We start from the raw sequence: 26,253 nt of genomic DNA on the forward strand, positions 1-26,253 counted from the left end.
GTTACTATGATTGTTACAACAGCGATTTTAACCTCTAATTGGTATCAAGAATTGGTTCAAAAGATTCCAGACGGACAGCTTTTTAGCTGGCGCTCTGTGTTTGACGGACTACCAAGAATTATCGAAAAATTACCAACAACACTACTACTGACCTTAGGAGGAGCTTTTTTTGGCTTGATTTTGGCTCTCATTTTTGCTATTGTCAAAATCAACCGTGTGAAAATTTTATATCCTCTGCAGGCTTTTTTCGTTAGTTTTTTGCGAGGGACACCAGTGCTTGTTCAGCTCATGCTGACTTATTATGGGATTCCTTTGCTTCTGAAGGCCATCAACTTGCGATTCGGTACGGGTCTGAATATCAATGCTATTCCAGCCTATCTATTTGCGATTGTAGCTTTTGCATTTAATGAAGCAGCTTACGCCAGTGAAACTATTCGAGCAGCGATTTTATCAGTGGATTCTGGAGAGATTGAAGCGGCTCGTAGTTTGGGAATGACAAACAGACAGGTTTACCGCCGTGTTATTATTCCCAATGCCGCAGTGGTTGCCACACCGACCTTGATTAACTCTTTGATTGGCTTGACCAAAGGAACTTCCTTGGCTTTCAGTGCAGGAGTTGTTGAGATTTTTGCTCAAGCGCAGATTTTGGGTGGTGCAGATTATCGCTACTTCGAGCGCTTTATCTCGGTAGCTCTTGTCTATTGGGGCGTGAATATTGTGATTGAAGCATTTGGGCGGTTTATCGAAAAGAAAATGGCGATTGAAGCGCCTGATAATCTCAATCCACAAATACAGGCGAAAGGAGATGTTCGATAATGATTCGTATTTCAAATTTCAGCAAATCCTTTTCTGGACAAATGGTTTTAAACAATCTTAGTTTAGAGATTCAAAAAGGAGAAGTGGTTGCTTTAATTGGTTCATCTGGTGCGGGGAAATCCACTTTCTTACGCAGTTTGAATTATCTGGAACAGCCAGACAGCGGCACGATTGCCATTGATGATTTTACTGTTGATTTTTCTAAGATTAGCAAGGAAGAAGTCCTAACCTTGCGGCGAAAGTTGGCAATGGTATTTCAGCAGTTTAATCTCTTTGAGCGTCGGACGGCTTTGGACAATGTCAAAGAAGGTTTATTGGTTGTAAAAAAATTATCAGACCAAGAAGCGACGAATCTTGCCAAAGAAGAACTAGCAAAAGTTGGTCTGTCAGATCGTGAAAATCACTATCCTCGTCATCTGTCAGGTGGACAAAAACAACGTGTCGCTTTGGCGCGTGCGCTTGCGATGAAGCCAGATATTCTGCTTTTAGACGAGCCAACATCAGCGCTTGATCCTGAACTAGTAGGGGAAGTTGAAAAATCTATTGCAGATGCAGCCAAGGCTAGTCAGACCATGATTTTAGTTAGTCATGACATGTCTTTTGTGTCTCAAGTGGCAGACAAGGTGCTCTTTTTAGATAAGGGGCACATTATTGAAATGGGAACTCCAGATGAAATAATGAACCACCCTAAAGAAGAACGCACAAAAGAATTTTTTGCCAGTTACAAACGGACATATATTTGATATAATAGAAAAAGAAGCCCAGTTGGCCTTGCTAGCTGGGTTTATTTTCAAGTTTGCGGCATTTGTTTTGAATGCCTTTAATAAAAGTTAGTTAATAGAGGAGTGGCTATGCTGTCTCAAGTTTTTTTACTCTATCTAGAGAGTTTACTGATTACGGCGCTATTGGTAGGGAGTTTTCTCGGATTATGGATTGGGCTGCGTGCTGTTCGCCGTGTTGATAAAACAATCAAAGATCGACAAGCTCATCTGTATGATATGCTATTGATTGCAGTGATGACGATTCCGATTTTATCCTTTGCAATGATGGGGATTCTGCTTATCTTCAGAGCATAATGTTTGAAAAAAGAGCTTAATAACGTTAGAATAACAGTGATTACAATAAAGGAAGTAAATTTATGTACGACACAATTATTATTGGAGCTGGACCAGCAGGCATGACAGCTGCGCTTTATGCTGCTAGAAGTAATCTTAAAGTGGCTCTTTTGGAACGTGGCATTCCAGGCGGACAAATGAACAATACCTCAGATATTGAAAATTATCCTGGATATGCTAATATCAGTGGTCCAGAACTAGCCGAAAAAATGTTTGAACCGCTCGAAAATTTGGGAGTGGAGCATTTATTTGGCTCTGTTGAAAAAATCGAACACCAAGGAGCAATAAAAAAAGTCTTTACAGAAGATGAGGTTTTGGAAACGAAGACACTTATTATTGCGACTGGTGCCTTTCACCGCCATTTAGGAGTTCCGGGCGAAGAAGAATTAAACAGCCGAGGGGTGTCTTACTGTGCAGTCTGTGACGGAGCCTTTTTTCGAGATGAAGATTTACTTGTGGTCGGCGGAGGCGACTCTGCAGTGGAAGAGGCTGTATTTTTGACTCGTTTTGCAAAAACGGTGACCATTATTCATCGGCGCGATGAATTGCGAGCTCAAAAGTTACTGCAAGAACGTGCATTTGCCAATGAAAAAATTCATTTTATCTGGGATTCAGTTGTGAAGGAAATCAAAGGTGACAAGCGCGTTAGCAGCGTTATGGTAGAGAATGTCAAAACGGGTGAAATATCTGAACATGAATTTGGCGGTGTCTTTATCTATGTTGGTTTAGATCCAGTTAGTGAGTTTGCCAAAGATTTGGGCATTACCAATGAAGCAGGCTGGATTGTAACCGATAATCATATGAAAACGGCTATTTCTGGCATCTATGCTATTGGAGATGTTCGCGAAAAAGATCTTCGCCAAGTAACGACAGCTGTCGGTGACGGAGCGGTTGCAGGGCAAGAAGTCTACAAGTATATCACAGAGAATTTTTAGAGCGAAAGACCAAAATCATCTTGAAAATTTTTGGTTCGTAGTCTCAGCCACGCAAGGCTGCTCGGCAGTTTAGGTGGTGGATAAAAAACGAAGTGTTGGACAAAGGTACTCTTTCGAACTTGTAAAGCGAATGCCTTTAGACTTTCGTATCAGCCTCAATTGTACTCTAAATTGCCTAAGGGTAATAGAGTTTCTCCAAAACACACGATATAAACAAAAGAAGTTGAGCACTTGTCCCAGCTTCTTTTTGCTTAATAAAAACCCAGTAATGCATTGGAGGATTGGAAATGAAAGGATTTCTTTTGATTTGTTCAATTCTCGTGCCCTCATAAATGACTAGTGAAATTGTCAGAATTGTGGTACAATAGAAAAGTTCATGTGAAAAGGAGGCTTCGTATGAGTGAAAAGAATTCTGAAAATAATAAGAATAAAATGGAACGTGGCTTAAAAAATCGTCATGTCCAAATCATTGCTATTGCTGGGACAATTGGAACGGGTCTCTTTTTAGGAGCAGGACGTTCGATTAGTCTGACAGGGCCGTCAATTATTCTCATTTACATGCTCACAGGCATCTTTATGTATTTGATGATGCGGGCGATTGGAGAGATGTTGTATTATGATCCAGACCAGCACACATTTATCAACTTCATTACCAAGTATCTTGGGAATGGCTGGGGTTATTTTTCTGGTTGGTCCTATTGGATTTCCCTCATTTTTATCGGTATGGCAGAAATCACGGCAGTTGCACAATATGTCCAATTTTGGTTTCCGACTTGGCCGGCATGGCTGATTCAAATCGTCTTCCTTGCTGTTTTGAGTATGGTCAATCTGATTGCAGTCCGAGTTTTTGGTGAAGTTGAATTTTGGTTTGCCATGGTCAAGATTGTAGCGATTATTGCTTTGATTGTGACAGCGATTTTTATGGTGTTGACAGGCTTTAAAACGCCCAATGGTGTAGCCAGCATCAGCAATATCAGTCAAAATTTCCAATTATTTCCTAATGGTTTTATGAGTTTTGTCATGGGCTTTCAAATGGTCTTCTTTGCTTATCAAGCTATTGAATTTATTGGAATCACAACGTCTGAAACGGCAAATCCTCGGCAGGTATTGCCAAAGGCTATTAAAGAAATCCCCTTGCGGATCGTTCTTTTCTACGGTGGCTCTTTGCTTGCAATTATGGCGATTATCCCTTGGCGGGATTTAGCAACCACAGATTCTCCCTTTGTGATTGTTTTCAAGTTGGCAGGCCTTAAATGGGCTGCAGCTTTGATTAACTTTGTCGTATTGACTTCAGCTGCTTCAGCTTTGAACTCTACCTTGTATTCGACTGGGCGTCATTTGTATCAAATTGCACATGATTCACCTAATCGCTTTTTGAATGGAATCGGTGCTGGGAAATTATCCAGACAAAATGTTCCGCAAAACGCTATTTTGACCTCAGCGGTAGTGATTGCATTAGCTGCTTTTATTCAGGTGTTACCAGGAGTATCAGACTCCTTTGCTTTGATTACTGCTTCTTCATCAGGAGTTTATATTGCTATCTATGCACTCACTATGATTGCTCACCTGAAATACAGAAAATCAAAAGAATTTATGGCAGATGGCTATCTAATGCCAGCCTATAAGTTTCTCAATCCTCTTACTTTGCTCTTCTTTGCCTTTGTATTTATAACCCTCTTTTTACAAAAATCAACCGTTGTAGGAGCAATCGGTTCAGCTATTTGGATACTTGTATTTGGTATTTATAGCCAATTGAAATTTAAAGATAAATAATAATATAATAAAACCAAGGATAAATTTGCTACTTTTTTAAAGTTGTTCCAAACGCACCTTGGTTTTTAAGATGTTTTAAAACTGAAAATTTAAACAGCGCAATACAACAGAAAACTTGAGAATAGTTATTTAAACACCTAAAGTTGAACAAGATTTCCTCTTGCTCTTTTGATTTGTGGTATAATAAGTAAAAATACATCTTACAAGGAGTCGTTATGTATCCAGATGATAGTTTAACCTTGCATACGGATTTGTATCAAATCAACATGATGCAAGTTTATTTTAGAAGAAATATTCATAATAAACGAGCTGTTTTTGAAGTTTATTTTCGGAAAGAGCCCTTTCATAGTGGCTATGCGGTTTTTGCTGGCTTGGAGCGGATGGTTCATTATTTAAACCATTTGACATTTTCAGATAGTGATATTGCCTATCTTCGGTCTCTTGACTATGATGAAGAATTTTTAGACTATTTAGCAAATTTGAAATTGGAATTAACAGTGCGTTCTGCACAAGAGGGAGACTTGGTCTTTGCGAATGAACCCATTGTTCAAGTAGAAGGTCCTCTTGCTCAATGTCAATTAGTGGAAACTGCCTTATTAAACATTGTCAACTATCAAACCTTGGTAGCGACAAAAGCAGCTCGGATTCGCTCAGTCATCGAAAATGAGCCTTTAATGGAATTTGGTACACGCCGAGCACAGGAAATGGATGCGGCTATCTGGGGAACTCGTGCGGCAGTGATTGGTGGAGCAAATGGAACCAGTAATGTTCGTGCTGGAAAGCTCTTTGATATTCCAGTCTTAGGAACGCATGCTCATGCTCTCGTCCAAGTCTATAGAAATGACTATGAAGCTTTTAAGGCGTATGCTGAAACGCACCATGACTGTGTTTTCTTGGTGGATACCTATGATACATTCCGCCTCGGTGTTCCTGCAGCGATTCAAGTAGCGCGTGAAATGGGGGATAAAATCAATTTCCTTGGAGTCCGGATTGACTCAGGGGATTTGGCTTATATTTCTAAAAAAGTCCGCCAGCAGTTGGATGAAGCTGGTTTTCCAAATGCCAAAATCTACGCTTCTAACGACTTGGATGAAAATACAATCCTCAACTTAAAAATGCAAAAGGCAAAGATTGATGTGTGGGGCGTTGGAACTAAGCTCATCACGGCTTATGACCAACCAGCACTGGGAGCCGTTTATAAGATTGTGGCTATTGAAGATGAACATGGCAATTTGCGTAATACAATTAAGCTCTCTAATAATGTGGAAAAAGTATCAACACCAGGTAAAAAACAAGTTTGGCGGATTACTAGCCGTGCAAAAGGCAAGTCAGAAGGAGACTATATCACTTATGATGGCGTAGATGTGAATGCTATTGCCGAATTAGAAATGTTCCACCCAACTTACACCTACATCAATAAAACAGTGACAAATTTTGATGCAGTGCCTCTTTTGGTTGATATCTTTAAACAAGGCCAACTTGTCTATGAATTGCCAACCTTAACAGAAATCCAACAATATGCTCGCAAGGAATTTGACAAGTTGTGGGACGAATACAAACGTGTCCTTAATCCGCAAGATTATCCTGTGGATTTGGCGCGTGATGTATGGCAAGATAAGGTTGATTTGATTGATCAAATGCGCAAAAAAGCGAATCAAATGGGAGAAACAAAATGACCTTACAAGAAACGATTATCCAGCAGTTAGGCGTGAAACCTGTCATTGACCCAGAGGAAGAAATCCGTAAATCCATTGATTTTTTAAAGGATTATCTTAAAAAACATTCCTTTTTGAAAACCTATGTTTTGGGAATCTCGGGCGGACAAGATTCAACTTTGGCAGGACGTTTGGCGCAACTGGCAATAGAGGAAATGCGTGCGGAGACTGGCGATGCTAGCTATCAATTTATCGCAGTGCGTTTGCCATATGGGGTGCAGGCTGATGAAGACGATGCACAGCGAGCTCTTGCTTTTATCCAGCCGGATGTCAGTCTTGTGATCAACATCAAAAAAAGTGCAGATGCTATGACAAAGGCGGTTGAGGCTACAGGAGCAACGGTCTCAGACTTCAATAAAGGCAATATTAAAGCTCGCAGTCGCATGATTGCGCAATACGCTTTAGCAGGCTCTTATAAAGGAGCAGTGGTTGGAACGGATCACGCCGCAGAAAATGTAACAGCTTTCTTTACAAAATTTGGTGATGGTGGTGCAGACATTCTGCCACTTTATCGTCTCAATAAACGGCAAGGTAAGCAACTGTTGGTTGCCTTGGACGCTGATCCTGCCCTCTATGAGAAAGTACCGACTGCGGATCTGGAAGAAGAAAAGCCAGGCATTGCAGATGAAGTCGCTCTCGGTATCACTTATAACGAAATTGATGACTATTTGGAAGGTAAGACCATTTCTGACCAAGCGAAAGCAAGGATTGAATCTTGGTGGCACAAAGGGGAGCACAAGCGTCATTTGCCGATTACAATCTTCGATGATTTTTGGAAATAAGCAGGGGAATTGTTCTGACTTATGTTTTTTAAAATACGTCGGTTACTAAAATCAGCTGTATAACAAAAAGTTAGGTGCGCCTAACTTTTTGTTTGAAGAATTTTGAAAATAAGCTATAATGGTGTTTAGAATTAGAAGGAGGTATCTATGAATTCTATAGATCAACAATTTACAGATAAATTATATGCAAATTATGAAGCAACTGCCAAGTATGCTGCAATTGAAAATGCAGTTAGCCACAATGGTTTATTAACATCGCTTGAAAAGCGCAGCAGTGCAATTGAAAACAATCCTGTGTTTTCCATTGATTTAACCAAAGATAAAGTCAGCAATCAAAAAGCGTCTGGACGTTGCTGGATGTTTGCAGCGCTCAATACATTCCGTCATAAAATGATTGCAGGCTTTCAATTAGAAGAATTTGAATTGTCTCAAGCGCACACATTCTTTTGGGATAAATATGAAAAATCCAACTGGTTTTTAGAGCAAGTCTTAGCAACAGCTGACCAAGACTTAACCAGTCGCAAAGTGAAATTCCTCTTAGATACGCCTCAACAAGACGGCGGACAATGGGATATGGTTGTGGCACTTTTTGAAAAATATGGAGTTGTTCCAAAATCAGTTTACCCAGAATCCATTTCATCTAGCAATAGCCGTGAGCTCAACCAATATCTTAATAAATTACTCCGTCAAGATGCACAAATTTTGCGTGATTTGGTTACTAGTGGAGCAGATGCGATAGCTATTCAAGCTAAAAAAGAAGAGCTCTTGCAAGAAATCTTTAATTTCTTAGCAATGTCACTTGGACTTCCACCTCGTACTTTTGATTTTGCTTATCGTGATAAAGACAACAATTTCCACAGCGAAAGTGGACTGACACCACAAGCATTTTACAAAAAATATGTAGATCTTCAATTAGATGATTACGTTTCAATCATCAATGCTCCTACAGCTGACAAACCATACGGTAAATCTTATACAGTTGAGATGTTAGGAAATGTCGTAGGAGCACGTGATGTCCGTTATTTGAATGTTAATATGGAGCGTTTGAAAGAGCTGGCTATTGCTCAAATGCAGGCTGGAGAAACTGTTTGGTTTGGTTCTGATGTCGGTCAATCTAGCAACCGCAAGGCTGGTGTGATGGTGAATGATATGTATGATTTTACTTCAAGTATGGATATTGAATTGACACAAGATAAGGCAGGACGTTTGGATTACAGCGAAAGTCTCATGACCCATGCTATGGTCTTGACAGGTGTTGATTTGGATGAAAATGGAAAATCAACAAAATGGAAAGTAGAAAATTCTTGGGGTGACAAAGTCGGAGACAAAGGTTATTTTGTTGCCAGCGACGACTGGATGGACGAGTACACTTATCAAATCGTTGTCCGTAAGGAATTCTTAACAGCAGAAGAACTAGCCGCTTATGAGGCAGAACCAAAAGTACTTGCCCCATGGGATCCAATGGGAGCTTTGGCTAGCAAATAATAAGAATTAAAAAGAAGTGGGATAAAACTTTGAGACTTAATGAAAATCAAATTGCAAACTAAGAGATGAGTCATAAGCAGATCAAAAGAGGAGCTTTTGAGCTCGCAGACGAAACTGACGAAGTTTGAAGAGATTTTCATAAGGTATAAGACTGCTTCATGGTGATTTCATCAAGAATTGAAATATTAAAAACACGAACAATCTTATAGCCAGTTATTTACTGGTCTTGATTGTTCGTGTTTTTTAATTTTTACAAAACTCTGATTTGAAGGTGTTAACTTTTAAACGGCTTAGCTTTCAGGAACTTGTTCATTATCGATTTCGTGAAGGAGGAGTTTCTGAATTTCCACCGCTATTAGGAGAACTTGCAGACGTAGAAGCACTCGGTTCTGTACTTGATGAAGCAGAGCTGCTTGATGACTCTTGGGTAGAACTTTCTTGGCTGCTTGAAGAAGATGATGATTCTTCAAGGCTCGAACTGGAAGTAGAATTATAATAATTTCCTTGGTATCTATTAGTGGAATTGGCTAAAAAGACATAATTTCCGCTACGATAAAGGCCGCTAGGCATTTCCCAGTCTTCTGTCCCGCTTTCAGACAAGTAAGACATCATCGCACGGTAAACATCTGTTGCGACTTTCACACCATCGTCCAGAACGGGAGTAAGACGATTAGTGTAACCTGTCCATACCGCCATTGAATATTTCTGCGTATAACCAACAAAGAGTTCATCAGGAGTCACAACACTTGAACCACCATAAGGTTTTGTTAGTTTCGCCAATTCATCATCAGAATAATTGGAAGTCCCTGTCTTACCGGCTTGGTAGACACCTGATATAGCTGCATTGGTCCCAGTACCAGATGTAAGAACTGTTTTCAGCATATTTGTCATCATGTAAGCTGTTGTTTCTTTCATTGCGGTTGTACCTTGATTAGAGAAATCTTTTGAGGTTCCATCGCTAAAGACAACACGGCTGACATATTGTGGTTTGTAATAAGTTCCACCATTTGCAAAAGCAGCATAGGCAGCAGCCATTTTTTCACTGCTGGCACCATATTTTCGATCGGATTTTGTCGTGTTACTTGAAATGGCATTTGCATATACCATATCTGGATAATTAATGCCCAGTCCGCTTAGGAATTTCTTAGACTTGCTGAGTCCGACGGCTTCTAACGTCTTGACAGCTGGAACGTTCCGAGACTCTTGAAGTGCATACTGAATGGTGATGTTTCCAAAATAGCGCATATCCCAGTTGTAGACTGGAGTAGTTGTTCCAGGATAATTATAAGGAGCATCACTAATGTAAGCAGCCGTAGAAGTGTAAATGCCATTTTCAATGGCTGGAGCGTAATCCGTGATCGGTTTCATGGTTGAGCCCCAGTCGCGATTGGTTTCAACCGCTTGGTTAGTACCAAAAGAAACATTTGAAGCTTGATTTCGGGCGCCTAGTTGAGCAATCACCTTACCAGTTGTAGCATCTATAATGGTAGAAGCTACTTGTAATTCATCATCTGGATAAGCAACATATTCATTGCTATTATAAATGTTCCAAAGGCGTTCTTGAGCCGCTCTGTTTACGTTTGTATACACTTCCATTCCCGTCGTCAGCAAGTTATAACCCGTTTCTTCTTGGACTTGCTCAATAACTTGCTTTAAGTAGTTATCCATGTAAGCAGGATAAGAAGCTGAATTTTTTAAGCTTTGCAGACCATCTGTGACGGGTGTATTGACTGCTTTTTCATATTGCTCAGCAGAGATGTATTTGAGTTTATACATTTCTGACAATACAAGATTGCGACGATTTTTGGCTGCTTCTGGTTTTGTATAAGGGTCGTATTGGTTTGGTGCCTGAGGCATCCCCGCCAATAAAGCAGTTTGAGCTAAGCTCAAGTCTTTCAAATCTTTGCCGTAATAACTTTGAGCAGCTGTTTGCATACCGTAGTTACCATTTGACATATAGACCTTATTTACATAGTATGTAATAATTTCTTGCTTAGTGGCTTTGCGATCCAATTGAATAGCTAACCAGGCTTCTTGAATTTTCCGTGATAGTGTTTGGTCGGCACTTGAAGTGGAGAAGTAGGTCAGTTTAATCAACTGTTGCGTCAACGTTGACCCTCCTTGTCGATTTCCTCTGCGCAGATTATTCAAGAAAGCACCCAAAATACGAACAGAGTCCACGCCGCGATGATTGAAGAAACGGTGGTCTTCAATTGCAACGATAGCTCGTACTAAGTCAGTTGGAATATCACTTGTTGCCGCATTGACCCTTTTTTCAGAACCTAAGTCAGCAACAAGATTGTTTTCACTATCATAGATTTTACTGGAAGTTGTGGCGACTAGTTTCTTTTCTGACAAGGCAGGTGCCTTGTGAACTTGATAGAGAAAAATTCCTCCACCAGCTACAACTCCAAGCATAAATAATGTAATGAGACCGATAGCTACATATTTTGCAGCTGTCAGTAAAGATTGCTTATTCATTTATTTTACCACCTAGTAAATTTTGTTGAATGATTTCAAGATAGGGAATGCTAGGAAGACCATTCTGTGAGATAGAATATCCATGCTTTTGAATGTAGTCAAGTGGCATGGACTTTTTCCCCTTGTCAACCTTGAAGAAGTTAATTAAATAAGGAGCAGGAAGTAGATATGTCAATTTTAAGGCTGAAAAGTGCAATAAAACGAAACAAATTCCTCCTTGTTTGACGACTTGTTCCATGTGCTTGATTTGATGAGCATGAAAATTTTTCATCGGCATGGAAGCCTTTTGATGTGTTTCTTTTGCTTCAAAATCTATATAATGTCCTTGATAGACACCAGAATAGTCTGTTGTAGAGGCTTGTCGAAAGTAGGCTTCAACAATTTTTGCCCGACTACGTCTGGGATAATCCACTTTTACAATCTGAATAGGGGTTGGTTTCTTGTGAATGACCGCTAAATCGTGACTAAGATAATAATCATTCGTTTCATTGATCATTTTTTCAAACGACATTCCCCGATTCGCAAAGTCAACGGACTTCTTTTTGGGAAGTCTTAATGAATTTCGAGAGGGAACTTTATGTGGATAGTTGACCATATATCTCCTTATTGGTACAATAACATCACTCTATTATAACATAAAAAAGGAAATAAAGGGATAATTTAAGTGGTTAGCGTACTAATAGTGGGTTATCGGAATTTTGATTTGGGAATTTTTAATGACAAAGACCCTCGAATCAAGATTATTAAAAAAGCCATTCAGCGAGATTTGACGCGTTTATTGGAAGAAGGTGCGGAGTGGCTGATTTTTACTGGGAACTTAGGTTTTGAAGTTTGGGCACTAGAGGTTGCAAAAGAATTGCAGCAAGATTACGATTTTCAAATTGCGACGATTTTTACTTTTGAGAATCAAGGTGGAAACTGGAATGAAGCCAATCAGGAAAAATTAAGTCGTTTTAAACAGGTGGATTTTGTTAAATACGCCTATCCTCATTATGAAAATCCCATCCAATTTCGTGATTACAATCACTTTTTGCTCAGTAATACAGACGGGGCTTATATTTTTTACGATGAAGAAAATGAAACAAATTTAAAACATCTTTACCAAATGATGAAGAAACAAGAACAATATTTTATCAAACAATTAACATTTGATGACTTGAATGAGGTCGCAGAAAATTTTTCCGAAAATTAGATGTTTAACCTTGATTTTTGCGGTTCATTTTTTATATAATTAAAGTAATGAACGAGAATGGAGAGAGAAATGGCTAGTATTATTTACACACCGAAAGATATTTTTGATCAAGATTTTAAAGTTGGCGTCCGTGGATATAGCAAGGTTGAAGTGGACGAATTTTTAGATGATGTCATTAAAGATTACGAAACGTATGCTGCTTTGGTAAAGGAACTGCGTGAAGAAAATGCCCGTTTGAAAGCAGAACTCGCTAAAAAGTCAAATGAGGCGGCAACTTCACCTTTGACGCAATCTATCATGGAAACCCCTCAAGTGGCATCTGCTACGCTGACAAATTTTGATATTTTAAAACGCTTAAATCGTTTGGAAAAAGAAGTATTCGGCAAGCAAATCTTAAATAACGAAATTTAATAAGTAATGTGCAATTTTTGGATAATCGCGTGAAGAGTCGTCTTTTCATGAGGAAAGTCCATGCTAGCACGGGCTGTGATGCCCGTAGTGTTTGTGCTAGGTGAAACAATAAGCCTAGGGACGGAAATATCCGTTACGGCGACTGAAATGGCTAAGTCTTTGATAAGTCAAAATAGGTCTGAAAGTGCCACAGTGACGTAGTTTTTGTGGAAACACAAGAAGTGGAACGCGGTAAACCCCTCAAGCTAGCAACCCAAACTTTGGTCGGGGCACGGAATGCGTGGAAACGAACGCAGCATTCTGACTGGAAACAGTAGACAGATGATTATCGAAGGAAATGATACCTAGTTATTTCTGGAACAAAACATGGCTTATAGAAAGTTGCATATAGGTTTAGCTAGCGTATTATGCTAGCTTTTATTTTGAGAGGACGAATGAAAACAAAATTTAAGTTGATTGCGACTGCTGCGGCTGGTTTAGAGGCTGTGGTTGGTCGTGAAATCAGAAATCTTGGCTTAGAATGTCAAGTGGAAAATGGGCGCGTGCGTTTTGACGGAACTGTTGAAACCATTATTGAAACTAATCTCTGGTTGCGTGCAGCAGACCGCATTAAGATTGTTGTTGGCAGTTTTCCGGCTAAGACCTTTGAGGAATTATTCCAGAGTGTTTTTGCTTTGGATTGGGAAAACTATTTACCGCTTGGAGCAAAATTTCCAATTGCCAAGGCAAAATGTGTCAAATCAAAACTTCACAATGAACCAAGTGTGCAAGCTATTTCTAAAAAAGCAGTAGTCAAAAAGTTGCAAAAGCACTATGCTCGACCAGAGGGTGTTCCCCTAATGGAAAATGGAGCTGAGTTCAAGATTGAAGTTTCTATTTTGAAAGACGTGGCAACTGTTTTAATCGATACGACAGGCTCTAGTCTCTTTAAACGTGGCTATCGGGCTGAAAAAGGTGGCGCACCGATTAAAGAAAATATGGCGGCTGCGATTCTGCTCTTATCCAATTGGTATCCAGATAAGCCCTTGGTTGATCCGACCTGTGGTTCAGGAACTTTCTGTATTGAAGCAGCTATGATTGGCATGAATATGGCGCCGGGGCTTCATCGTCATTTTGCGTTTGAAGAATGGAATTGGGTTGACTCAGACTTGGTTGGGCGTGTTCGTGCTAGAGCTTTAGGACAGATTAAGCAAGACATTCAGCTTGATATTTTAGGAACTGATATTGATGCACGGATGGTGGAGATTGCCAAACGAAATGCCGAAGAAGCAGGTGTTTCTGAGCAGATTCTTTTCAAGCAAATGCGCTTGCAGGATTTGCATACCGACAAGATAAATGGTGTCATTGTTTCCAATCCCCCTTATGGAGAGAGATTGCTGGATGATGATTCTGTAACCAAGCTTTATCAAGAAATGGGGCAGACTTTTGCACCACTAAAAACGTGGAGCAAGTTTATCTTGACGAGTGATGAAGCGTTTGAAGCAAAATTTGGCAGTCAAGCCGATAAAAAACGAAAACTCTATAACGGGACTTTAAAAGTTGATTTGTACCAATATTTTGGTCAGAGAGTCAAACGCCAAATAGATTAGAAAGGATTTGCCGTGAGTAAAGACGAAAAACATTTGCCAGAACAAGAAGAAAAAGAATCAATTCTTGATTTTGAAACAGCTAAAGAAATGACAATTGGTCAGGCTGCTCGAAAAAGCGAAGAACTTGAAGCAGGAGTGACGGAAGAGGATAATGTGCTGGATAAATACATTAAACAGCACCGTCAAGAAATTGAAGCTGGGAAATTTTCGGCTCAATCTGCAGAAGAAATGTCTGAAGCAGAAGATCAAGAACAACTGAGCCAGTTAGACTTGGCAGAATTTATCCAGGAGATGCACGATGAGGTTCAAGAGGAAGCCCCCCTAGAATCTGCAGAGGTAGCGTCTGAGGAGTCTGCCTTTGATGAAACAGTAGCTGCACTTGCAGCCAGCGAAGCAGAACCGCAAGAAACTTCGGAAGAAAACAGTACACAAACTCCAGAGGAGTTAGAGGCTGAGACAAAAATAATGGAACCAATTCAGCCTGAAATGGATGATATTCCTGTGAGTTCAACTGAGTCAACGGAAAGCTATCCGACTTTTACAGCGTTAGATGAAGAAATGGAAACGGAGAAAGTTCCATTTTATAAAAATAAGAAAGTCCTCTATTCTGCAGCGAGTGTTGCTTTACTGGCTCTAATCGGTGGGACTGTTTATCTGTCGTTGAATAGAAAGCAAGCAAAGCCAGCTACAAATTCAACGAGCCAAACCAGTAAATCTTCTACTACTTCTAGCTCTGAAAATAAGGATTTGAAGGCTTTTAATAATCTTTATGATTCATTCTTTACAGATGCCAATAAATTAGCTTTGAAAAATAGTAGTTTTGGCAATTTAGATAAATTGAAAGTAGCACTAGAAAAATTAAAAAACACCAACGAATACAATGTTGCCAAAGCAAAATATGATAGTTTGGTCAAACAAGTTGAAGCTGTTCAAAATGTGAATGCACAATTCACTTCAGCAGCTATTACAGATGGTGTTTTGGATACTAAAGCAAAGGTTAAGGCTGATGCTAAATTTACAGATGTCACAACTGGAAATACGGACTTGGATAAGGTGTTGAAATCTGCGATTAGCTTAGGAAAGAATCAACAAACCTCTGCTCCTCAATCTGAGGCTGCTGCTGCACCGTCACAAAGCTCCGCTCAAGCACCTGTAGCAGAACAACCAGCTTCTGTACCAGCGCAAGCAACTGCTCCAGCAGCACCAGCGTCAGGCACGAATTTACAGCGTCAGTTGAGCCGAGTGCCGTACGACCAAACTAAAATTAACGACAGTAATAATCCAGCTTGGAATTTCAATCCTGGTGTGTTAGAAAAAATCTTGGCAACCTCACGGGAACGTGGCTATTTCACAGGAGATAATTATATTCTTGAACGTGTGAATATTATCAACGGAAATGGTTATTACAATTTATTTAGAACAGACGGAACCTACCTCTTTAGTATTAACTGTAAAACGGGTTATTTTGTAGGAAATGGCGCGGGTTACGCAGATGCTTTGGATTATTAGGAAACGTTTTCAAGCAAGATATTAGACACTGAAAATCTTATAGGCTATAATGGGCTTATAAGATTTTTATTTTATTATAAAACTAATTTTGGAGGTAATCTTATGTCACTTATTGGTAAGGAAATTGTCGAGTTTACAGCAGATGCTTATCACGCTGGAAACGGGAAATTTATCACAGTTTCTAGTGAAGATTTAAAAGGTCATTGGAGCGTCGTTTGCTTCTATCCTGCTGATTTTTCATTTGTTTGTCCGACTGAGTTGGAGGATTTGCAAGATCAGTATGCAGCTCTTAAAGAACTAGGTGTGGAAGTTTATTCTGTTTCAACAGATACGCATTTTACACATAAAGCTTGGCATGATCATTCAGATGCCATTGGAAAACTTGAATACATCATGATTGGCGATCCATCTCATGCTATTTCGCTTGGTTTTGATGTGTTAGATGAAAGTGGATTGTCTCAACGCGGTACTTTTATCATTGACCCAGATGGTGTTGTACAGGCACTTGAAATCAATGCAGACGGTGTTGGGCGCGATGCTTCTGTCTTGATTGACAAAATCCATGCTGCACAATATGTTCGGAGTCATCCAGGTGAAGTTTGCCCAGCTAAATGGAAAGAAGGAATTGAAACACTGACTCCAAGTCTTGATTTAGTTGGTAAAATTTAAGGAGGCTTATATGGCTTTAGATGAAACAATTAAAGCACAACTGAAGCAATACTTGGAACTTTTAGAATCTGATGTTGTATTTCAAGCTTCTTTAGGTCAAGATGAGCGTTCTGAGCAGGTGCGGGCTTTTCTAGAGGAAATTGTAGCAATGTCTCCACGTTTATCACTGGAAAATATAGAGACTAACCGCAAGCCAAGTTTTACCGTTACACAAGTGGGGCAAGCAGGGCGTGTGCAGTTTGCAGGACTTCCCTTAGGGCATGAATTTACATCTTTTGTGCTGGCTTTGCTGCAAGTCTCTGGTCGCGCACCAAAAGTAGAAGATGCTGTTATAAAACGAATTCAAGCTATTAAGCAGCCGCTTCATTTTGAAACTTATGTCAGCTTAACCTGTCATAATTGTCCAGACGTTGTTCAAGCACTGAATACAATGGCTGTGCTGAATCCAACTATCAGCCACACAATGGTTGAAGGGGGCATGTTTAGACAAGAAGTTGAAGACAAAAAGATCATGGCTGTCCCAACGGTTTTTCTAAATGGTGAAGAATTTGCAAATGGTCGTATGACCATTGAGCAACTGCTCGACAAGATTTCTGGACCTGCTTCAAGTGAAGAATTTGACAAAAAAGAACCATTTGATGTGTTGGTTGTTGGGGGCGGACCTGCAGGAAGCAGCGCAGCTATTTATGCTGCTCGTAAGGGAATTCGTACAGGTATGGTCGTTGAAACTTTCGGTGGACAAGTTATGGAGACTGTTGGTATTGAAAATATGATTGGTACTCCTTATACAGAAGGACCTAAGCTGATGGCGCAAGTAGAAGAACATGCAAAAAAATATCCAATTGATATCATGAAGAACCAACGTGTTAAAAACATCGAGAAAAAGGATTTGATTGAAGTGGAACTTGAAAATGGAGCTGTTCTGAAAGCGAAAACGGCAGTTCTTTCTGTTGGTGCTCGTTGGCGAAATGTCAATGTTCCTGGTGAAGAAGAATTCCGAACCAAAGGTGTAACTAATTGTCCACATTGTGACGGTCCTATTTTTACAGGTAAAAAAGTGGCTGTTATCGGTGGAGGAAATTCTGGAATTGAAGCAGCCATTGACTTAGCTGGTCTGGCAGAGCATGTTTATGTGTTAGAATTTCTACCAACTTTGAAAGCCGATCAAGTATTGCAAGACAGGGTACAGCAACTTAAAAACGTGACAGTTCTAACCAATGTAGCTACAAAAGAAATTCATGGTTCCGATCAAGTTGAAGCCATTACTTATCTCGATCGTGCAAATAATGAAGAACATAAAATTGAACTCAGCGGTGTCTTTGTTCAAATTGGTCTTTTGCCAAATACAGATTGGCTTAAGAATAGTTCAGTTGCTTTAAATGAGCGTGGTGAAATCATTGTTGACAAACATGGTGCAACAAATGTGCCAGGAATTTTTGCAGCAGGTGATTGTACAGATAGTGCTTATAAACAAATCATTATTTCAATGGGTTCAGGAGCGACGGCAGCTTTGGGAGCATTTGATTATTTGATTCGTCAATAAAAAAGAAAACGAGCAGGAGAATTTGCATTTCCTGTCCGTTTTTTTATTTTATACAAGATGCCGCTCAAAAGGATCGTCAGAGATTCCTTGAGCTAAAATTAATTTGCACCATTCTTTGGCAGAAAAGAGGCTGTGATCTTTGTAATTGCCACAAGATTCAATAGTTGTACCAGGGACATCTTCCCAAGTGGTTGCTTCAGCAATTTCCTCTAGAGAAGCTTTAATGACTTTAGCAATTTCAGTTGAGCTATGCTGACCCCACATAATCATGTGAAAGCCGGTACGGCAGCCAAAAGGCGAACAATCAATCATACCATCAATGCGAGTACGAATGAGCTTAGCTAGCAGATGTTCAATCGTATGAAGCCCAGCGGTCGGAATGGCATCTTCATTAGGCTGTACCAGACGAACATCAAAGTTGGAAATGATGTCCCCTTTAGGCCCCACCTCTTCGCCAATCAAGCGTACGTAGGGGGCTCTGACAATCGTGTGATCTAACTCAAAACTTTCAACAATGACTTCTTTGACCATAAATAGAACTCCTTTTACTTTTAATAAATTATACCATATTTTGCTCTAGCAAAGAAAAAAATTCTGCTTACCAAAGCCAGACAGGAAAAAGGATTCGCGAAAAAGAATGTGAAAACAGTCACGTATTTATAAGAATTTAGTTTGTGAAAAATCGATTTTTATGATAAAATAATTAAGAATTTTACAATTCAATATCAATAATTTGAGGTAAAAACATGGAAATGATTTTTGCAGGTGTTTTTGCCGTCATCATTGGTTTAGTCATTGGATATGTAAGTATCACAGTTCGCATGAAATCTGCGAAAGAAGCTGCGGAACTTACTCTTTTAAATGCTGAACAAGAAGCAACTAATTTACGTGGACAAGCTGAGCGCGAAGCGGATTTGTTATTAAAAGAAGTGAAGCGCGAAAGTAAATCCCTTAAAAAAGAAGCACTGTTAGAGGCAAAAGAAGAAGCCAGAAAATATCGAGAAGAAGTTGAGGCAGAATTTAAATCTGATCGTCAAGAATTGAAGCAATTGGAAAGTCGTTTGACAGAACGTGCGACAAGTCTTGATCGTAAAGATGACAATTTGACCAACAAAGAAAAAATACTCGAGCAGAAAGAACAAAGTATTTCTGATAGAAACAAAAACCTTGAGGCGCGTGAAAACAAACTGACAGAGTTGGAGCAGCACAAAGAAGCAGAATTAGAGCGTGTTGCTTCACTTTCACAAACTGAAGCCAGAGATATCATTCTCACTCAGACTGAGGATAAGTTATCAAAGGAAATTGCGACGCGTATTCGTGAAGCAGAGCAAGAAGTCAAAGAACGTTCTGATAAAATGGCAAAGGATATTTTAGTCCAAGCCATGCAACGGATTGCAGGTGACTATGTTGCGGAGCAAACCAATTCAACAGTTCATCTGCCGGATGATACGATGAAAGGTCGCATTATTGGACGTGAAGGTCGGAATATTCGAACCTTTGAAAGTTTAACGGGTATTGATGTCATTATTGATGACACACCAGAAGTGGTGACTTTATCTGGTTTTGATCCTATTCGACGTGAAATTGCACGCATGACAATGGAAGCCCTGCTGAAAGACGGTCGTATCCACCCAGCTCGCATTGAAGAATTAGTAGAGAAAAATCGTCTGGAAATTGACCATAAGATTCGTGAATATGGTGAAGCAGCGGCTTATGAAATCGGTGCACCAAACTTACATCCGGATTTGATGAAGATTATGGGACGCTTGCAATTCCGTACGTCATATGGGCAAAATGTATTGCGTCATTCTGTTGAAGTTGCTAAGTTGTCTGGTGTCATTGCAAGTGAACTCGGTGAAAATGCTAACTTAGCTCGCCGTGCAGGCTTCCTTCACGATATTGGAAAGGCTATTGACCGTGAAGTGGAAGGTAGCCATGTGGAAATTGGAACAGAATTGGCTCGTAAGTATAAGGAACATCCAATTGTGGTCAATACAATTGCCAGTCATCATGGTGATGTAGAACCTGAAAGTGTGATTGCAGTTATTGTTGCAGCAGCCGATGCGCTTAGTGCGGCTCGTCCAGGTGCTCGTAGCGAATCCCTTGAAAGCTATATCAAGCGCCTGCAAGATTTGGAAGAAATTGCCAATAGCTTTGAGGGCGTGAAAAATAGTTTTGCTTTACAAGCAGGTCGTGAGATTCGGATTATGGTCAATCCTGGTCAAATCAAAGACGATAAGATTACTATCTTGGCTCATGATGTGCGTGAAAAGATTGAAAACAACCTCGAATATCCAGGAAATATCAAAGTAACGGTCATTCGGGAAATGCGTGCTGTAGATTATGCCAAATAGACCTTGCTTAACATGAGCTACTCATCTATGATGTGCAGCTCATGTTAAGCAAATGATGCCTATATTGATTTTCAAAAACATGCACATATCTATGCGAAAAAGCAGTTGAAAAAATACTGCTTTTTTGTTACACTAGATAGAAAGACAATGAAGGAGATATGATGGCGGATCGTGGCTTGTTAATCGTTTTTTCTGGTCCCTCAGGTGTGGGGAAGGGAACGGTTCGACGTGAGATTTTTGAAAGCTCGGATAATCAGTTTCAATACTCTGTATCCATGACAACTCGTGCTCAGCGTCCTGGTGAAGTGGACGGAGTGGATTATTTTTTCCGTACGCGTGAAGAGTTTGAGGAGTTGATTCGGCAAGGTCAGATGTTAGAGTATGCAGAGTATGTTGGCAACTACTATGGAACTCCTTTGACCTATGTGAATGAAACTTTGGATAAAGGGATTGATGTTTTCCTTGAGATTGAAGTTCAAGGGGCACTTCAAGTGAAGAAAAAAGTGCCGGATGCTGTCTTTATCTTTTTGACGCCACCTGATTTGGCAGAATTACAAGATCGTTTGGTGGGGCGCGGAACAGATAGTGCTGAGGTAATTGCTAGACGCATTGCTAAGGCAAGAGAAGAGATTGCTCTCATGCGCGAATATGACTATGCGATTGTCAATGATGAAGTTCCCTTAGCAGCAGAGCGCGTCAAACGTGTGATTGAAGCTGAACATTTTCGAGTAGAGCGTGTTATCGGTCACTATCAAGATATGCTATCAGAACAACTTTCAGTTAGATAAGAATTTAGAAATTAGGTAAAGAATTATGATGTTAAAACCTTCAATTGACACCTTGCTTGATAAGGTGCCCTCAAAATACTCCTTGGTGATTCTTGAAGCAAAACGTGCTCATGAATTGGAAGAAGGAGCAGCTCCGACCCAAGAATTTAAGTCTGTCAAATCAACACTTCGTGCTTTGGAAGAAATCGAATCTGGCAATGTTGGGATTCACCCAGATCCTGAAGGCAAGCGAGAAGCAGTTCGTCGGCGTGCTGAGGAAGAACGCTTGCGCAGAGAAGAAGAAGAGCGTAAAATCAAAGAACAAATTGCGAAGGAAAAAGAAGAGGGTGAAAAAATTTAAGGTTGGGTCAGCTCAATCTTATTTTTTCTTTTACTGATAAATGAGAGGTGGTGAGAAAGTGCAGATTGCAAAAGTCATTGTGGATGTCCCTTTAATGCAGACAGATAAACCTTATAGTTATGCAGTGCCGAAAGAATTTTCGACTATGTTAGAAATTGGCATGCGTGTGCATGTGCCTTTTGGGAAAGCCAATCGCTTGATTCAAGGGATTGTCGTAGAGCTAGCAGAAGAAACGACAACAGAATTGAAAGAGATTGCAGAGGTTTTGGACTTTACACCAGTTTTAAATGAGGAGCAGCTGTGGCTGGCAGAAGAATTGAGAAAATTTGTCTTTTCTTACAAAATTTCAATTTTAAAAGCTATGTTGCCGGGGTTTCTGAACTCCAGCTATGATAAAATTCTTCATGCTCAACCCTCTTTGAATGAAGAAGATCGACTGCTCATTTTTGGCAATGCAGATTGGCAGCATTTCTCATCGCTTGATAAAGAATTGCAGGCTAAGGTGATGCGTTTGGCACGGCAAGGAGCGATTCAGGTAGAATACCAAGCGATAGATCAAAAACATGTCAAAACAGAAAAATGGTATCAGGTTAATCACGAGATTTTAGGTCAATTGGTCATTTCTAATCGGGCGAAAAAAAAGCAAGCCTTGCGAGACATTTTGCAAGTTCAGACTGGAATGAACCGTTTAGCAGATTTGAAGGAAACATTTTCACGGGAAATTATTCACTATTTTATAGAGCAAGCAGCTTTGCAAATCGTTGAAAAAGAGGTGAGTCGTTCTGAGGCTTATTTTGAAAATATTTCAGCGACTTCTGCCTTGGTATTAAATGAAGAGCAGGAAGCTGCGGTTCAAGCTATCACGCAACAAATCGGGTATGGTGGCAAGCCGTTTCTGCTAGAAGGAGTGACAGGTAGCGGTAAGACGGAGGTCTATTTGCAGGTCATTCAGGAGGCGCTCAGCTGTGGCAAGACAGCCATTATGTTAGTGCCTGAAATTTCCTTGACACCACAAGTTACCAATCGTTTTATTGCTCGTTTTGGAAAGAAAGTTGCCATTCTTCACTCAGGTCTTTCAAATGGGGAAAGGTATGATGAATGGCGCAAAGTTGAGCGAGGAGAGGCACAAGTGGTTGTTGGTGCTCGTTCTGCTATTTTTGCTCCGTTAAAAAATATTGGTGCAATTATCATTGATGAAGAGCATGAAGCGAGTTACAAGCAAGACTCCAATCCACGCTATCATGCACGAGATGTGGCTTTGTTGCGTGCAAAGTACAATCAAGCTGTCCTAGTGCTGGGGTCGGCAACGCCGAGCTTAGAAAGCAGAGCGCGGGCTGGTAAAGGCGTGTATCACTTTTTGCAATTGACCAAGCGAGCCAAGCCGCAAGCTCAGATTCCTGAAGTGGAAATTGTGGATTTTCGTGATTATATTGGGCAAAATGAAGCTAGTAATTTCACGCCTGTTTTGTTAGAAGCCATTCAAGACAAGCTAGATAGAAAAGAGCAGGTTGTCTTGATGTTGAACCGACGGGGCTATTCTAGTTTTGTCATGTGTCGTGAATGCGGAACGGTTGACACCTGTCCAAATTGTGATATTTCCTTGACCTTGCACATGGATACCAAAAGTATGAATTGTCACTATTGTGGTTTCTCAAAAGGGATTCCCCACAGTTGCCCGAATTGCTCCAGTCGGAGCATTCGATACTATGGAACTGGGACACAAAAAGCTTATGATGAATTAGCAGAAGCCTTTCCGCAGGCTCGTATTTTGAGAATGGATGTTGATACTACTCGGAAAAAGGGCAGTCACGAACAAATCTTAAAAGAATTTGGTGAAGGGCGTGCAGATATTTTGCTGGGAACCCAGATGATTGCAAAGGGTCTGGATTTTCCAAATGTTACTCTCGTGGGAGTGCTCAATGCGGATACGGCTTTGAATTTGCCAGATTTTCGTTCATCTGAGCGCACCTTTCAACTCTTAACTCAGGTTGCTGGGCGTGCAGGACGAGCTGAAAAGGAAGGTCATGTGATTATTCAAAGTTACAATCCGAAGCATTATGCGATTACTTTTGCGAAAAATCAGGATTATGAGGGCTTTTATGCTTATGAAATGAGTATTAGAAAGCAGTTGGCCTATCCACCTTATTATTTTACGGTGGGACTTACCTTGTCTCATAAAATAGAAGCAGAGGTCGTCAAAAAGTCATACGAAGTTTTAAATATGATACGTTCTGGTTTGTCAGACAAAGTTCAGATATTAGGACCAACTCCTAAGCCGATTGCCCGCACTCACAACCTCTATCATTATCAATTGATGATTAAATACCGTTTTGAGGAGCATTTGCAAGAGGTTTTAAATCAGATTTTGGATTGGACGCAAGAAAAGGACAATAAGGACTTACGTTTAAGTATAGACCACGAGCCACAAAGTTTTATGTAGCCTTATTTTAGCTTTTTTAAAGAAAAGCAGGCTTTCTTCTGATATAATAGTAAAAAAGAATATGAGGAAACCATGACAAACATTATTTTTATGGGAACGCCAGATTTTTCTGCAACGGTGCTTAAAGGATTGCTGGAAAGCAAACAGTACGAGATTTTGGCAGTAGTTACACAGCCAGATCGCGCAGTAGGACGTAAAAAAGAAATCCGCATGACGCCTGTTAAAGAACTGGCTTTAGACTATGGCTTACCAATCTATCAGCCAGAGAAATTGTCTAAAAGTGCTGAATTAGATAGTTTGATGAATTTAAACGCTGATGGTATCGTCACAGCAGCTTTCGGTCAATTTTTACCAAGCAAATTGCTAGATTCTGTCAATTTTGCCGTCAATGTGCATGCTTCGTTGTTACCAAAATATCGCGGAGGAGCTCCCATTCACTATGCCATTATCAATGGTGACAAAGAAGCCGGTGTGACTATTATGGAAATGGTCAAAGAGATGGATGCGGGTGATATGATTGCGCGTCGAGCGATTCCTATTGAGGAAACAGACAATGTTGGGACGATGTTTGAAAAGTTAGCGTTGGTCGGACGCGATTTGCTACTTGAGAGCTTGCCTAGTTATCTAGCTGGAGATTTAAAACCAGTTCCGCAAGACAAAAATCAAGCTACCTTTTCACCAAATATTTTACCAGAAGAGGAGAGAATTGATTGGACCAAGACAAATCACCAAATTTTTAACCAAATTCGAGGAATGAATCCTTGGCCAGTAGCGCATACGCTTTTAAATGGAGAACGTTTTAAAATTTACGAAGCTACTCCAGTAGAAGGGGCTGGTCAACCGGGAGAAATTCTTGCTATCAGGAAAAAGGAATTGATTGTAGCAGCTGGTGAGGGCGCACTTTCTCTGAAAACAGTACAGCCAGCTGGAAAGCCCAAAATGACTATCATTGATTTTCTGAATGGTCTGGGACGGCAATTATTAGTAGGTGATTTCTTTGGTCAATAAAATAAAAACAGCGCGGCAAACGGCTCTTGCAGTTTTAGAAGCAGTTTTTTCAGAAGGAGCTTATTCTAATATTGCTCTCAACCAGACTTTGCTAGGAGTGCCTTTAAGTTCTGCAGACAAAGGACTTGTAACAGAAATCGTATATGGTACCGTTGCACGTAAAATCACTTTAGAATGGTATTTGTCTCATGTTATTGAAAATCGAGATAAGTTGGATTCCTGGCTTTATATTCTTTTGTTGATGAGTTTGTATCAAATACAGTATCTTGATAAAATTCCGATGCATGCAATTGTCAATGAAGCGGTGGAGCTGGCAAAGGCGCGAAAAAAAGGAAGCGAAAAGTTCGTCAATGCAGTGCTGCGAAGACTATTGCGGGACGGTGTGGCAGATATAGGCAGTATTAAACGTAAAAATAAACGCTATTCTATTCAATATTCTTTGCCAGTTTGGCTGGTTAAAGTGCTGATTGAAGAGTACGGTGAAAAACGAGCTCTAGCCATTTTTGAGAGTTTATTTCTTCGAAATAAAGCCAGCGTTCGAGTGGTGGATTTAAGCCGTAAAGAAGAATTAAAACAACTGTTGCAGGCAGAAGATTCGCTATTAGCTCCGAGTGCGTTGGTGAAAAGCCACGGTCATTTTGCAGGGCATGCCTTGTTTGAGGAAGGTGCTATTACTATTCAAGACGAATCTAGCCAATTGGTCGCGCCAACTCTTGAATTGCGCGGCGATGAAAAAGTGTTAGACGCATGCAGTGCACCCGGTGGTAAAACCATGCACATTGCTTCTTACTTAACGACAGGACAGGTCACGGCATTAGATCTCTATGAGCATAAGTTGGCTCTGATAAAAGAAAATGCACAGCGCTTAGGTGTGGCAGATAAAGTGATTACGAAAAAGCTAGATGCGAGAAAGGTTTTTGAAACTTTTGGAGCAGACGCCTTTGATAAAATTTTAGTAGATGCGCCGTGTTCAGGAATTGGTCTAATCCGACGGAAACCAGATATTAAATACAATAAAGAAAATGCAGATTTTGCCTCGTTGCAAAAAATTCAGCTTGAGATACTGGATAGTGTTTGTCAAAGCTTGCGAAAAGGTGGTATAATAACTTACAGTACCTGTACGATTGTTTCGCAAGAAAATTTTCAAGTTGTTGAGCAGTTTTTGGCAGCTCATCCAAATTTTAAACAGGTAAAACTAGAACATAATAGACAGGATATTCTAAAAGATGGCTGTATTTTAATTACGCCAGAATTGTATGGAAGTGACGGATTTTTCATCAGTCAATTCAAACGAATATCCTAACAGGA

At 40.1% G+C, this 26,253-nt stretch carries 23 protein-coding genes and 1 other RNA gene; 21 read left to right on the top strand and 3 right to left on the bottom strand.

Features of this window, described 5'->3' with window-relative positions:
• Positions 1-6: 6 nt before the first annotated feature.
• From EHW89_RS01790 to pepC, 8 genes are all read left to right on the top strand, one after another.
• Complete coding sequence (locus tag EHW89_RS01790; RefSeq protein WP_126466504.1) at positions 7-816, top strand: amino acid ABC transporter permease; 810 nt, start codon at positions 7-9, stop codon at positions 814-816.
• Positions 816-1,559, top strand: coding sequence for an amino acid ABC transporter ATP-binding protein (locus EHW89_RS01795; protein WP_126466505.1), 744 nt, complete (start codon positions 816-818; stop codon positions 1,557-1,559). The genes EHW89_RS01790 and EHW89_RS01795 overlap by 1 nt, the downstream gene beginning before the upstream one ends.
• Positions 1,560-1,667: 108 nt before the next feature.
• Positions 1,668-1,892, top strand: coding sequence for a DUF4059 family protein (locus EHW89_RS01800; RefSeq protein ID WP_003025868.1), 225 nt, complete (start codon positions 1,668-1,670; stop codon positions 1,890-1,892).
• A 62-nt stretch (positions 1,893-1,954) separates the two neighbouring features.
• Positions 1,955-2,866 carry a thioredoxin-disulfide reductase gene (gene trxB, locus EHW89_RS01805; RefSeq protein ID WP_126466506.1) on the top strand — a complete coding sequence of 304 codons (912 nt, stop codon included), beginning with the start codon at positions 1,955-1,957 and terminating at the stop codon, positions 2,864-2,866.
• Between the two features lie 396 nt (positions 2,867-3,262).
• Positions 3,263-4,639, top strand: a complete 1,377-nt coding sequence (locus EHW89_RS01810) for an amino acid permease (RefSeq protein ID WP_126466507.1) — start codon at positions 3,263-3,265, stop codon at positions 4,637-4,639.
• A gap of 215 nt (positions 4,640-4,854) precedes the next feature.
• Positions 4,855-6,315 carry a nicotinate phosphoribosyltransferase gene (locus EHW89_RS01815; RefSeq protein ID WP_126466508.1) on the top strand — a complete coding sequence of 487 codons (1,461 nt, stop codon included), beginning with the start codon at positions 4,855-4,857 and terminating at the stop codon, positions 6,313-6,315.
• On the top strand, positions 6,312-7,136 hold the full coding sequence (nadE, locus tag EHW89_RS01820; protein ID WP_126466509.1) for an ammonia-dependent NAD(+) synthetase: 825 nt from the start codon (positions 6,312-6,314) through the stop codon (positions 7,134-7,136). The genes EHW89_RS01815 and nadE overlap by 4 nt, the downstream gene beginning before the upstream one ends.
• Positions 7,137-7,283: 147 nt before the next feature.
• Positions 7,284-8,621: an aminopeptidase C gene (pepC, locus tag EHW89_RS01825; RefSeq protein ID WP_049516866.1), complete on the top strand. Its 1,338-nt coding sequence runs from the start codon at positions 7,284-7,286 to the stop codon at positions 8,619-8,621.
• Positions 8,622-8,933: 312 nt separating this feature from the next.
• Here pepC and pbp1a read toward each other — a convergent pair whose 3' ends face one another.
• Together pbp1a and recU are read right to left on the bottom strand one after the other, a co-directional pair.
• Complete coding sequence (gene pbp1a / locus EHW89_RS01830; RefSeq protein ID WP_126466510.1) at positions 8,934-11,102, bottom strand: penicillin-binding protein PBP1A; 2,169 nt, start codon at positions 11,100-11,102, stop codon at positions 8,934-8,936.
• Positions 11,095-11,697 carry a Holliday junction resolvase RecU gene (recU, locus tag EHW89_RS01835; protein ID WP_003025849.1) on the bottom strand — a complete coding sequence of 201 codons (603 nt, stop codon included), beginning with the start codon at positions 11,695-11,697 and terminating at the stop codon, positions 11,095-11,097. The genes pbp1a and recU overlap by 8 nt, the downstream gene beginning before the upstream one ends.
• A 69-nt stretch (positions 11,698-11,766) precedes the next feature.
• Here recU and EHW89_RS01840 point away from each other — a divergent pair, with 69 nt between their 5' ends.
• The 7 genes from EHW89_RS01840 to ahpF all read left to right on the top strand — a co-directional run bounded on the left by EHW89_RS01840 (position 11,767) and on the right by ahpF (position 18,015).
• On the top strand, positions 11,767-12,294 hold the full coding sequence (locus EHW89_RS01840; protein WP_070670907.1) for a DUF1273 domain-containing protein: 528 nt from the start codon (positions 11,767-11,769) through the stop codon (positions 12,292-12,294).
• A gap of 69 nt (positions 12,295-12,363) precedes the next feature.
• On the top strand, positions 12,364-12,705 hold the full coding sequence (gene gpsB / locus EHW89_RS01845) for a cell division regulator GpsB (RefSeq protein ID WP_003036439.1): 342 nt from the start codon (positions 12,364-12,366) through the stop codon (positions 12,703-12,705).
• A 13-nt stretch (positions 12,706-12,718) separates the two neighbouring features.
• An RNA gene (rnpB, locus tag EHW89_RS01850) (RNase P RNA component class B) lies at positions 12,719-13,084 on the top strand.
• A 55-nt stretch (positions 13,085-13,139) separates the two neighbouring features.
• On the top strand, positions 13,140-14,294 hold the full coding sequence (locus EHW89_RS01855; protein ID WP_049516861.1) for a THUMP domain-containing class I SAM-dependent RNA methyltransferase: 1,155 nt from the start codon (positions 13,140-13,142) through the stop codon (positions 14,292-14,294).
• A gap of 12 nt (positions 14,295-14,306) precedes the next feature.
• Positions 14,307-15,803 carry a cell division site-positioning protein MapZ family protein gene (locus tag EHW89_RS01860; protein WP_126466511.1) on the top strand — a complete coding sequence of 499 codons (1,497 nt, stop codon included), beginning with the start codon at positions 14,307-14,309 and terminating at the stop codon, positions 15,801-15,803.
• A 102-nt stretch (positions 15,804-15,905) separates the two neighbouring features.
• Positions 15,906-16,472 (top strand): alkyl hydroperoxide reductase subunit C, encoded by a 567-nt coding sequence (gene ahpC, locus EHW89_RS01865; RefSeq protein ID WP_126466512.1) that lies wholly within the window; start codon positions 15,906-15,908, stop codon positions 16,470-16,472.
• 10 nt (positions 16,473-16,482) lie between these two features.
• A complete protein-coding gene (ahpF, locus tag EHW89_RS01870) occupies positions 16,483-18,015 on the top strand; it encodes an alkyl hydroperoxide reductase subunit F (RefSeq protein WP_126466513.1) in 1,533 nt (510 codons plus the stop codon).
• A gap of 48 nt (positions 18,016-18,063) precedes the next feature.
• Here the strand turns inward: ahpF and EHW89_RS01875 are convergent, their stop codons facing one another.
• Positions 18,064-18,546 (bottom strand): S-ribosylhomocysteine lyase, encoded by a 483-nt coding sequence (locus EHW89_RS01875; protein ID WP_126466514.1) that lies wholly within the window; start codon positions 18,544-18,546, stop codon positions 18,064-18,066.
• A 215-nt stretch (positions 18,547-18,761) separates the two neighbouring features.
• On the opposite strand from EHW89_RS01875, the gene EHW89_RS01880 reads away from it, so the two are divergent.
• The 6 genes from EHW89_RS01880 (at position 18,762) to rsmB (ending at position 26,248) form a co-directional block, all read left to right on the top strand.
• The gene (locus EHW89_RS01880; protein ID WP_049507081.1) at positions 18,762-20,369 is read left to right on the top strand and encodes a ribonuclease Y; all 1,608 of its coding nucleotides are present in this window, start codon (positions 18,762-18,764) and stop codon (positions 20,367-20,369) included.
• A gap of 161 nt (positions 20,370-20,530) precedes the next feature.
• Positions 20,531-21,157, top strand: a complete 627-nt coding sequence (gene gmk / locus EHW89_RS01885; RefSeq protein ID WP_126468035.1) for a guanylate kinase — start codon at positions 20,531-20,533, stop codon at positions 21,155-21,157.
• A gap of 25 nt (positions 21,158-21,182) precedes the next feature.
• Positions 21,183-21,497, top strand: a complete 315-nt coding sequence (rpoZ, locus tag EHW89_RS01890) for a DNA-directed RNA polymerase subunit omega (protein ID WP_003031464.1) — start codon at positions 21,183-21,185, stop codon at positions 21,495-21,497.
• A 58-nt stretch (positions 21,498-21,555) separates the two neighbouring features.
• Positions 21,556-23,937, top strand: a complete 2,382-nt coding sequence (locus EHW89_RS01895) for a primosomal protein N' (protein ID WP_126466515.1) — start codon at positions 21,556-21,558, stop codon at positions 23,935-23,937.
• Positions 23,938-24,009: 72 nt separating this feature from the next.
• Positions 24,010-24,945, top strand: a complete 936-nt coding sequence (gene fmt / locus EHW89_RS01900) for a methionyl-tRNA formyltransferase (RefSeq protein WP_126466516.1) — start codon at positions 24,010-24,012, stop codon at positions 24,943-24,945.
• Positions 24,935-26,248, top strand: coding sequence for a 16S rRNA (cytosine(967)-C(5))-methyltransferase RsmB (gene rsmB, locus EHW89_RS01905; protein WP_126466517.1), 1,314 nt, complete (start codon positions 24,935-24,937; stop codon positions 26,246-26,248). The genes fmt and rsmB overlap by 11 nt, the downstream gene beginning before the upstream one ends.
• Positions 26,249-26,253 lie beyond the last annotated feature (5 nt).

Source organism: Streptococcus periodonticum, from assembly GCF_003963555.1.
Taxonomy (GTDB): Bacteria; Bacillota; Bacilli; order Lactobacillales; family Streptococcaceae; genus Streptococcus; species Streptococcus anginosus.

Coding starts and splice junctions, on each gene's coding strand:
- pepC (WP_049516866.1), top strand. CDS start 7,284: ATGAATTCTATAGATCAACAATTTACAGATAAATTATATGCAAATTAT.
- ahpF (WP_126466513.1), top strand. CDS start 16,483: ATGGCTTTAGATGAAACAATTAAAGCACAACTGAAGCAATACTTGGAA.
- gmk (WP_126468035.1), top strand. CDS start 20,531: ATGGCGGATCGTGGCTTGTTAATCGTTTTTTCTGGTCCCTCAGGTGTG.
- trxB (WP_126466506.1), top strand. CDS start 1,955: ATGTACGACACAATTATTATTGGAGCTGGACCAGCAGGCATGACAGCT.
- EHW89_RS01790 (WP_126466504.1), top strand. CDS start 7: ATGATTGTTACAACAGCGATTTTAACCTCTAATTGGTATCAAGAATTG.
- recU (WP_003025849.1), bottom strand. CDS start 11,697: ATGGTCAACTATCCACATAAAGTTCCCTCTCGAAATTCATTAAGACTT.
- fmt (WP_126466516.1), top strand. CDS start 24,010: ATGACAAACATTATTTTTATGGGAACGCCAGATTTTTCTGCAACGGTG.
- EHW89_RS01800 (WP_003025868.1), top strand. CDS start 1,668: ATGCTGTCTCAAGTTTTTTTACTCTATCTAGAGAGTTTACTGATTACG.
- EHW89_RS01855 (WP_049516861.1), top strand. CDS start 13,140: ATGAAAACAAAATTTAAGTTGATTGCGACTGCTGCGGCTGGTTTAGAG.
- gpsB (WP_003036439.1), top strand. CDS start 12,364: ATGGCTAGTATTATTTACACACCGAAAGATATTTTTGATCAAGATTTT.
- rpoZ (WP_003031464.1), top strand. CDS start 21,183: ATGATGTTAAAACCTTCAATTGACACCTTGCTTGATAAGGTGCCCTCA.
- EHW89_RS01795 (WP_126466505.1), top strand. CDS start 816: ATGATTCGTATTTCAAATTTCAGCAAATCCTTTTCTGGACAAATGGTT.
- EHW89_RS01880 (WP_049507081.1), top strand. CDS start 18,762: ATGGAAATGATTTTTGCAGGTGTTTTTGCCGTCATCATTGGTTTAGTC.
- ahpC (WP_126466512.1), top strand. CDS start 15,906: ATGTCACTTATTGGTAAGGAAATTGTCGAGTTTACAGCAGATGCTTAT.
- EHW89_RS01875 (WP_126466514.1), bottom strand. CDS start 18,546: ATGGTCAAAGAAGTCATTGTTGAAAGTTTTGAGTTAGATCACACGATT.
- EHW89_RS01815 (WP_126466508.1), top strand. CDS start 4,855: ATGTATCCAGATGATAGTTTAACCTTGCATACGGATTTGTATCAAATC.
- nadE (WP_126466509.1), top strand. CDS start 6,312: ATGACCTTACAAGAAACGATTATCCAGCAGTTAGGCGTGAAACCTGTC.
- pbp1a (WP_126466510.1), bottom strand. CDS start 11,102: ATGAATAAGCAATCTTTACTGACAGCTGCAAAATATGTAGCTATCGGT.
- EHW89_RS01810 (WP_126466507.1), top strand. CDS start 3,263: ATGAGTGAAAAGAATTCTGAAAATAATAAGAATAAAATGGAACGTGGC.